Raw genomic sequence first — 4,658 nt, 5'->3', positions numbered from 1 at the left:
TAATTATATAACATAACTCTGACAAAATTGCAAATGAAATTTATTGCCAAAAAGATAGAGACGCAATGAATACATCTCTATCTTAATGTCATTCTGAGGGAATCTCGCCGAAGGCAGATGACCGAAGAATCTGTACACCTTTAGATTCTTCGTCCGAATAAATCCGGACTCAGAATGACAGGAAGGGGGGAACAATGGTAACCACAGCTTGCCCTTAGGGTTGCCCGCAATATGGGGCAATCGCATTGTAGTTGCTTGATTCATCGAGCCAAAAACGGTAGGTCAGACATTCCTGTCTGACCCAAAAGGAACAGACAAGTCCGAGATACGGATCCGTAGGAAATGTCTGTTCTACCAAAACTAAAACGCCCAATGAATTGGGCAACTACATTATTCCTTAATCAATTTCGCTAATTTCTCAGCCTTATCCATAGCAGGTTTATAGCCACATTCAGCCCGTTCCTTAGCAATCTTTACATGCTCTTTTGCTTTTACAAAATCCCTTGAATCTATGTAAAACTCTGACAGAAAATTTTGAATATCCGCCTGCTTCAAACGATACTCACACCTATCCGCAATCTCCAAAGCCTCTTTGGCCAGCTTTAAGGCTTCTTCCTTATTTCCTCGCTTAAACCTGAGCTTTGCCAGGTCCAAAAGTATATCCGGCTCTAATTCAACTAAATTTATTCCTCTATCCCGTCTTAACGCCTTATTCAAATGCTCTTCAGCCTCCTTTAAATCTTTATTTGCAAGATAAGAAGCGCCGAGTAACCATTCAGCTTGTATGATATCTCGTTCATAGTACTTAACATCTGCCATCTCTCTAGACTTTTTAGCTGATTTGAGTGCCTTATTAAAATCTTTAATTTGCAAGAATCGAATAGCAAGATAAGCCCGTGTCTTACCTTGCCATTCGCGAGCAAGCCTAAAATCTCCCTTTTCTAATACAACAAAATCCTTCATTGCTTTTACCAGTTCTTGTTCTGATTCCTCAAACTTACCTTGATATGCAAGCAATCGACCAAGCTCTAGATGACCAATAGCTTCCGAGAATTGATTCTCGATTTCCTGGCACAGCTCTATTCTTCGCCGCAGGTTAGACTCAGCAGAATTAAAATCACCAAATCCCATCTGGCTGATGGCGAGGTTGCTCAAGCCAGTGGTAAGATTCAACTTATCACTATCTTTTCCCTGTTGTTCTACATAACTCTGAAATAACGGCACTGACTTCTTAGACTGACCGGATAGGTAGTAAGAGTTTGCTAGTTCATTCAGAGTCCATGCACGATCATCCTCTTTCTTTAGCCGGGGTGGCTTCTCTTCACCATCAGGGAAAAAAGCACCAAGGAGGACTATTTGCAAGTCGTAGGCTCCGAATCGATAGAAAATCGGTCTCCATATCCTTTCATAATATAGATTACATGCCTCATCATACTTCCCCGAATTCACTGTATGGTGATACAATTCAATTACTGGTGCTAAATCATCCAAAGATTCAACCTTTTCAGGCTCTGGCACAGTTGCAAAGTAGTCCCGTAATCGTGAATGGACACCTGTTTTATCTTTCAATCTATCATAGCAGTATCTTCTTATAATAGGATGCTGGTCGTATTTATTAATTTTATCATCCCTGAGTAATAAACCTCTATCTTTAAGTTCTATCAAAGCATCATCAAATTCTCTTTCTGTTTTAAATTCATTGAATATAGAAATAGAATCATATTCCATCGGATTGCGGAAGGCAGATATTTTGCTGATAAGGGTTTGTTGTTGTGGGTCTAATGAACTATAAGATAACTCTAAAATATGATGCTCCTTTGCTTTTAAATCGGGCAGAGGGTTATGCTTTGCCCAAGTAACTATATCACGCGGAAATTTTGGGTCTTTAACAATCATGCCAGAGAGTAATCTCAAGGATAACGGATGATAGCCAAAAGGTTCACAGGCATTCTCAATCTCTGCCCTTGTCCCCTTCACTCCTTGTCGATGGAAGAACTCAACTGCGTCTTCTTTGGGCAATTCCCTCAAATCTTTATGAAAACACCCAGCAATATCGTCCATCTCTTTTGGACATAATCTGCTGGTGAGCAGTGTCTTTGTTTTTATATCCTGCCCAGCTAACCATTGTAAAAAAGTGCCTACATGTGGTTCAACACATTTCCGAAAATCTCCTCTTTCATCTTCTTTAACCTCATCCCCCTGGTAAGGAGAACCCATTCCTGCATAAGCTCGAAGTACTCTTTCCACACCGTCGAGGACTAAAAGAAATCGCTTCTCACAAAGCAACTTGTTAAGAGCTTCCATCTTTTCCCTGATTGAAGGTATCTCTTTAGGATCGATCTTGCCTTTGCTTACGTATTGGATAGCCTTCTCCAAGAAAGTCTCAAATCTTGCCTCTCTATCATAAAAAGACCACCAGATAATTCCCTCTGGCGCCAAGCCTTTCTTAATAATATCTTCATGCAGCCAATACCAGGTAACAGCAGATTTACCCATCCCGCCAATAGCAACATAGGCAAACATGGGCTTATCGCTTTTGGTGAACCATACTGTGAGTTCATTTCTTTCTAATAACCTGCCAGTGAAATTCTCGTGCAGTATATAGCGATGTGCAATATAAGGAGAAGGAGGTACAGGAATTCCCTCAGGTAAAGTCGGTTTTTTCGATGGAGTAATCTTTGTTAACTTCTCATCAATTTCATATACTTTCCGTTTAATCTCTTTAGTATCTTCCATTGTAACCAAAGAGATGTGCGTCAAAACTTCTATACTATTCGATTTGGTTAAATGATATTTAAATCTATCCTGTATACTGCTGAGATCGATGTTCACATTAGAAAGGAACTTCTTTATACCATTTGAAGCCCCTTCTGTGTTATTGCTCTGGAAGTAGTTATCGATTTCCAAAAGTATTGCCACTTCCCCTCTTAGGTTAAATTTCGATAAGTCCTTCCCTGTCACATCTTTTAATGCTTTTCTGAAACATTCAAAAATAATCTTTTCATGTGTTGCTTCTACGGATAACTTACACTTAAGCTTATCGAAATAGGGTTTTAAAGTAGCGGTTGAACCAAGGATTCCATAGTATAGTGCAAATAGCTCTATCATTTTTCTTCTCCCCTTGCACTCAATTTAGTAAAGGACAATAATATAATATCTAAATTTAGAAAAACACAAAAAAAATTGACTTTTTTGTTAGACTGAGGGTTGCCCACCTTGTATGCAATGCCGGGTTTCCTAATTAAAAATAGTAGAGACGCATGCCATGCGTCTCTACAAAGACGGCATCCCGCCTTTGGCGGGATGCACTCCATAATCAACTACAAAAGTATATGCTTCCTCAAAAACTCTTCTGCCTCTTTTAAGAGCTTTTCTTCTTACAATAAGAAAAAAATCTATACAGGTTCTTCCCGAATCTGAAGATCATGAACTCTTATTTTGGCCAGCTAACAGGTTTGGATAATTTGTTTTTATCCATCTAATAACAACTTTCATAAACTCTTTTGCTTCTCCAATCAATTCCTCTGCTTCTGTCTCCGAAATTCCGCCTGCATAATCGTAGTCGGTTATGTTTCTTTTAGCTCTGCAAGAGTCAAAATAATCAGACAGTCCGTAATACTCTCTACCCAGGATTTCCTTAATTGACTGAAACACTGTGAAATGGTGTCCCATACCATAAGGTTTATATCCCTTACAATAGATTAGAATTGTAGCCAACTGCAAGACTGCGTTATAGGCAGTTGCAAATTTTCTATCTGATGAAAGCCCTTTTACTTGCGAATCGTCTATGTCTCTTTTCGCAACTTTCAACAAGTTGCGTATTTCTTCTTTAGATGTTTTATGAAGTCTTAATCTACCCTGATTTAATAATTGTTTTAAGTTCATCCTCGTTTCCAACGATAAATATTATCTTATCCTTCAGAACAGAATTCAAAAAATGGTCCTTCTGTTTTATTCTTTCTTTGATTTCCTGGGGATTAAATATTGCATAATTAATTATTCTACCTAAATCCCTTTTTGGCTTACTAAGAATACCTGAGAGTTCTTTAGAGGTGATATTTCCAATAACCATTAAGTCAATATCACTCAATAGATTTTCTTTGCCCTTTGCATAAGAGCCATAGATGAAAGCGATTTTAATATCATCTGTATTTTTAAGACCCTCTTTCAAGATATCTGCGATACCTTCGCTTTTAAAGAAAATTGATTTTAACTCTCCCAAAATGGGGCATTTTTTATTTACTTGGTAGTAGATGCGATTTCCTTTAATAGATTTTTCAATCAGTCCAAGATATTGGAGTTTTTCAACCTCTCTTTGAACACCCCTTATTGGTTGATGGGAAAGCACAGAAATTTGTCTTTGATAGAAACTATTATCAGGATTAAACAAAAACAATTTCAAAATCTCAACCCGTGTCTTTGAAGAAAAAAGCTTCTCTATCACAAATTTCTCCTGTATACATTTTGTAGTCAATTATATACATTTTGTAGTCAATAGTCAAGTCAATACTACAAAAGTGTTATAGCAAGATTAAAATGTCCTAATTTCTGCAAAGTTAAAATGTCCTGTCCTACAGATCCGTTTCTCGGATTTTCATGTTTTAGTTAGTAGTAGCTTTCCTTCTTTTTGGCTACTTTTTTCTTTTTGTTCATAAGGT

General features: G+C 37.7%; 3 protein-coding genes. All 3 read right to left on the bottom strand.

Annotation, left to right across the window (positions count from 1 at the left end; translation table 11 throughout):
* Positions 1–390: 390 nt before the first annotated feature.
* On the bottom strand, positions 391–3,108 hold the full coding sequence (locus MUP17_06525) for a hypothetical protein (protein MCJ7458627.1): 2,718 nt from the start codon (positions 3,106–3,108) through the stop codon (positions 391–393).
* A 315-nt stretch (positions 3,109–3,423) separates the two neighbouring features.
* Positions 3,424–3,885 carry a hypothetical protein gene (locus tag MUP17_06520; protein ID MCJ7458626.1) on the bottom strand — a complete coding sequence of 154 codons (462 nt, stop codon included), beginning with the start codon at positions 3,883–3,885 and terminating at the stop codon, positions 3,424–3,426.
* Positions 3,854–4,444, bottom strand: a complete 591-nt coding sequence (locus MUP17_06515; protein ID MCJ7458625.1) for a nucleotidyltransferase domain-containing protein — start codon at positions 4,442–4,444, stop codon at positions 3,854–3,856. Before MUP17_06515 ends, MUP17_06520 begins: the two co-directional genes overlap by 32 nt.
* Positions 4,445–4,658 lie beyond the last annotated feature (214 nt).

This window comes from Candidatus Zixiibacteriota bacterium, assembly GCA_022865345.1.
GTDB lineage: Bacteria > Zixibacteria > MSB-5A5 > MSB-5A5 > RBG-16-43-9 > RBG-16-43-9.
Note: the sequence above shows the minus strand (reverse complement) of the source record. Positions and strands in the feature narration are given on the sequence as shown.